Origin of the sequence: uncultured Campylobacter sp., assembly GCF_938017615.1 — a bacterium.
In the GTDB taxonomy this organism is placed as follows: domain Bacteria; phylum Campylobacterota; class Campylobacteria; order Campylobacterales; family Campylobacteraceae; genus Campylobacter_B.
Genome location: NZ_CALIJA010000046.1, coordinates 1 through 3,584, shown reverse-complemented (window position 1 = coordinate 3,584; position 3,584 = coordinate 1). Strand labels below are relative to the sequence as shown.

General features: G+C 51.0%; 6 protein-coding genes. 3 read left to right on the top strand and 3 right to left on the bottom strand.

From position 1 onward, the window contains the following. A partial coding sequence (locus Q0620_RS02070) for a hypothetical protein (RefSeq protein WP_298783010.1) occupies positions 1 to 319 on the top strand: 319 nt, incomplete at its 5' end. Between the two features lie 41 nt (positions 320 to 360). Here the strand turns inward: Q0620_RS02070 and Q0620_RS02065 are convergent. The 3 genes from Q0620_RS02065 to mobB are packed head-to-tail and all read right to left on the bottom strand — an operon-like array spanning position 361 to position 1,916. Continuing rightward, positions 361 to 570, bottom strand: a complete 210-nt coding sequence (locus Q0620_RS02065) for a hypothetical protein (protein WP_295151906.1) — start codon at positions 568 to 570, stop codon at positions 361 to 363. Further along, positions 570 to 1,418, bottom strand: coding sequence for a class 1 fructose-bisphosphatase (locus Q0620_RS02060; protein ID WP_298783009.1), 849 nt, complete (start codon positions 1,416 to 1,418; stop codon positions 570 to 572). The genes Q0620_RS02065 and Q0620_RS02060 overlap by 1 nt, the downstream gene beginning before the upstream one ends. A 9-nt stretch (positions 1,419 to 1,427) precedes the next feature. Then, complete coding sequence (gene mobB / locus Q0620_RS02055) at positions 1,428 to 1,916, bottom strand: molybdopterin-guanine dinucleotide biosynthesis protein B (RefSeq protein ID WP_177387733.1); 489 nt, start codon at positions 1,914 to 1,916, stop codon at positions 1,428 to 1,430. 100 nt (positions 1,917 to 2,016) lie between these two features. Here mobB and Q0620_RS02050 point away from each other — a divergent pair, with 100 nt between their 5' ends. Both Q0620_RS02050 and Q0620_RS02045 read left to right on the top strand, forming a co-directional pair. Then, positions 2,017 to 2,538, top strand: coding sequence for a hypothetical protein (locus Q0620_RS02050; RefSeq protein ID WP_298783008.1), 522 nt, complete (start codon positions 2,017 to 2,019; stop codon positions 2,536 to 2,538). Between the two features lie 11 nt (positions 2,539 to 2,549). Further along, positions 2,550 to 3,506 (top strand): hypothetical protein, encoded by a 957-nt coding sequence (locus Q0620_RS02045; protein WP_298783007.1) that lies wholly within the window; start codon positions 2,550 to 2,552, stop codon positions 3,504 to 3,506. Positions 3,507 to 3,584: the final 78 nt, after the last annotated feature.

Below are 3,584 nucleotides of genomic sequence, written 5' to 3'. Positions count from 1 at the left end.
CCGATCGCCCGCTTTAAATTTAGCCGCGCATTTGAAATTTAACCGCGCCCTCATTTTAAATTTTATCGCCCGTCGCAGAACCTTGCCCGCAAAACAGACGCGCCGCAAAACCTGCATGCAGAGCAAGCTCCGCCGCGAGGCTAAATGCGCCGTAAATTTTATCGTTTCGCAGCGGAGCAAATTTTACACTGCAAAGCAAGAACTTGCGCGCCGATGGATTAAATTTACGCCGCAGAGCAAATTCCGCGCCGCGGCTTGGTTTACAGAGATCTTGCGCGCAAAGCTCGCTTTGCAAAACCTCGCGCCGCAAGAGCTTTAAATAGCCTGCTTCGTAAAATTCCGCGATCGCAATAGCTAAATTTAAAACGAAAAATCCCCCGTCGCGCCGTGCGACATACTTTCATAAACCGCCTTGACGTATTTGTCGCGCACCGCGCAATCTAGCAGCTTCTCGCACTCCAGGCAGCTGGTGAGGTTATGCTCCGCCTGGCACGCTTGCAGCGCGGCTAAGCTTTTATCTAAAATTTCGTCATAAACGTCGCGCGGCGCGCTGCTCTCGGTATCAGCCATCAATTTTTCTCGCCGTAAATTTCATGCATCTTCGCGATCTCATACTTCGAGCCGAAAAAGCAAGGGCTGCTTTGGTGGATTTTCTCGATTTTAAGCTGTAAAAGAGAGCTGTTCACGCCGTCGCTGGTGGCGCCTTCAGCGCGCTCGAAGATGAACGCAAACGGCAGCACTTCGAATGTTACGCGAAGCTTGCCTTGCGGATGATCGCTGGTAGCGGGGTAGCTGAAAAGTCCGCCGCCTTTTAATAAAATTTGATGCAGGTCGCTTACCATCGCACCGCTGTATCGCAGGCGGTAGCCCTCATCAAACAGTACCCGCACGAGCTTTCGGTGCGACTCACTCCAGCCCTTTTGCGTCGCACCCGTCGCGTTTAGCTTGCCTTTTTGCTGTAGGCGCAGCTCTTTTACGAAGCTAAATTTGCCCTCGCGATTTAGGCGGTAGAGCTTCGGCGCGTCCTCGCAAACGACCATCTCAAGGCGCGGCCCGTAGATGCAATAGATCGCCGCTTTTAAGCTTGCGGGCGAAATTTCATCCTCGTAGATGCCGAAAATCGAGCCCACGGCGAAATTTACGTCCACCAAGCTCGAGCCGTCAAGCGGATCATAGGCGATGATTAGGCGCGCGTCCTTTCGAAGCTCTAGCGCCTCCTCTTTCTCCTCGCTGATTAGGGCGCGTACGAGCGGATTTTCGCGAAATTCCGCCTCGATTATGGCGTCGCTTTTTACGTCGAGTTTGAGCTGCGTATCGCCCGTGCTGTTGTGATGATCTGTGTAGCCGAAGTCCGCGTATTTCAGCTCCTCGGCGATTTGTAGCGCGATATTTTGGATTGATTTTACGATCTCTTGCATTTTATTCCTTTACATTTTTTTGGCGTTTTTTAAGATCCATTCGCTAATGCCCGCAGCGTCGTTGATGTCGAAATTTACGCGGCAAAATTTATCCATCTGCTCGCCGCTTAAATTTGAAGCGATCGCGTCCGAAAATGGCAGATACGCCGGATCGATCTTGTCGCGAAATAGGCTTATGCGCGGTAGCGGCAGCGTCTTTAACCCTTCTACGAGCAAGATATCAAACTCGCCTAGCATCCGCACGACCTCGTCAATCTGCATACAGCGCTGCGAAAAATAGCTCGTTCGCGTCGGGCTCATCACGACGGTTTCGGCGCCGAGCTCGCTAAATTTGGCGCTGTCCTTGCCCTCTACGTCAAAGCGCGCCTTATCGCCCGGATCGTGCTTTACGATCGCGATCCGCAGCCCGCTAGCGATAAAAATTTTAGCGATCTTGCAAATTAGCGTCGTTTTGCCGCTGTTGGAAGGGCCTGAAAATGCGATAACAAGTCTTTTCATTTTTAAAATCCGGCTTTTTAAGATGAGCAGATTGTAGCGAATTTAGCCTTTTAAAAAGCAAAATTCGTTAAAATGCGCCTAAAATTTCAAAGGAAAATCGATGAAGAAATTTGATTTTAGCGGCGCGCTAAACGGCCTGCTAAAGGGCTCACTCCTAGCCGCGCTAGCGCTATTTTTAAACTCCTGCTCCGCAAACGATCCCCGTCACGATCCGCTTAAAAACGAGTTTTTGGCCTATACGCAAAAATTTGAATCGGTGCGCGCGGGAGATCGCTATTTGGGAGTGGCGACCTATCTAAATCCCGTCGCGCCCGAGCTTAGAAACGCCGCGGAGGACGAGGTGTTTTTGCTCACCTCCTATCCTAAAGAGATTCAGATCAGCGCGGTGCAGCTCAACGGCGTAAACGCAAACGTAGTGCCGCTGCACGACGGGGATCCGCTTTTGCAAAAGGAGCTTTTTAAGATCGCGTGGGCGAGCCGCTACAAGATCACCGCGCCTAAGAGCGATAAGGACGAGTTGGTGCTTAGCTACCGCACCTCAAATGGTCTGAACGCCACGATGAAATTTCGTAAAATTTCAAAGTCGCTGTATTGGCACCCGCAGATTGATCTGAAAGATTAAAAGGAGAGAGAGTGGGCTACGACATAAGCTATCACGCGATCGGCAAAGATGAAATTTCGCAGTGGTATTTTAAGCCGCTAAAGCTCGCGCAAAAGGGTGATTTTGAGGCTATCGCTAAAATCGCGCGCGAAGCGGGGATGGATGAATTTTACGCAGAAAAATACGCGGACGGCTTCCGCTCGGCGCTACAGTACGGCACGCAGGGGATTTTTAATAAAACGCACGGATTTCACATTGCCGTGACGCAGGGCTATTTTAGAGAGTATTTTTACACGCGCGGCACGGCGTTTAGCTTTTTGGCGGCGCAAAGCTTTAAATTTAAACCCTATATAAGCGATTGGCGCGAGGTTTTGCCGAAGGAATTTTTAGCGGAATTTAGCGGCGAAATTCATAACGAGATCGTCGAAAACTACTGCTGCGGCGCGTATCTTGGCGCCGATAACGTGCAGAAACTGCTGCGCGATTATGAAGCGGACGGCAAGATAAAAGAGGCGATAGATGAGTTTTACGCGCAGAATTTGCCCGTGTTTTTAAAGGCGCTAAATTCTGCCGCAGAGCTTGGAGTAGGGCTGCTTGAGGCTACCGAAGTGGTTGAGCCCAATCCGATCGATCTAAATAGGTCCGAGTCGTTTTCAAATCTTTTTAATTGCGATACGCAGGGCGCGCTGATCTATGCGGAAATCGCCGCGCAGCAGATCGGCGAGGCGATAGAGCGAGATAAGACAGGCGGAGGAGATACTACGGGCGGAGAGAATTTTGCCTTGCGCGGCGCCAATGCAACGAGCGACGGCAGTGCGGCTGAAGCGGATGGCGGCGCAATGAAAGAAAGCGGCGAGCATTCCGTCCCTTGCAGCGGCGATACGATAGAAGGCGGCAGCGAAAATTCCGCCGCAGAAGATCATGAAGACGAAACCTGCGCAGGCGGCGAAAAGTCGCTTTTCGGCAAGCTCAAAGGGCTTTTTAAATAGCAAATTTGATCGCTAAATTTTATTCCGCAGAAGCTCGCGCGGAGCTGCAAATCAAAACTCAAGCCGCGCCTAAATTTT

Bases quoted from the DNA above. Each gene is read 5' to 3' on its own strand.
- Q0620_RS02060 (WP_298783009.1), bottom strand. From the start codon at position 1,418: ATGCAAGAGATCGTAAAATCAATCCAAAATATCGCGCTACAAATCGCC.
- Q0620_RS02065 (WP_295151906.1), bottom strand. From the start codon at position 570: ATGGCTGATACCGAGAGCAGCGCGCCGCGCGACGTTTATGACGAAATT.
- mobB (WP_177387733.1), bottom strand. From the start codon at position 1,916: ATGAAAAGACTTGTTATCGCATTTTCAGGCCCTTCCAACAGCGGCAAA.
- Q0620_RS02050 (WP_298783008.1), top strand. From the start codon at position 2,017: ATGAAGAAATTTGATTTTAGCGGCGCGCTAAACGGCCTGCTAAAGGGC.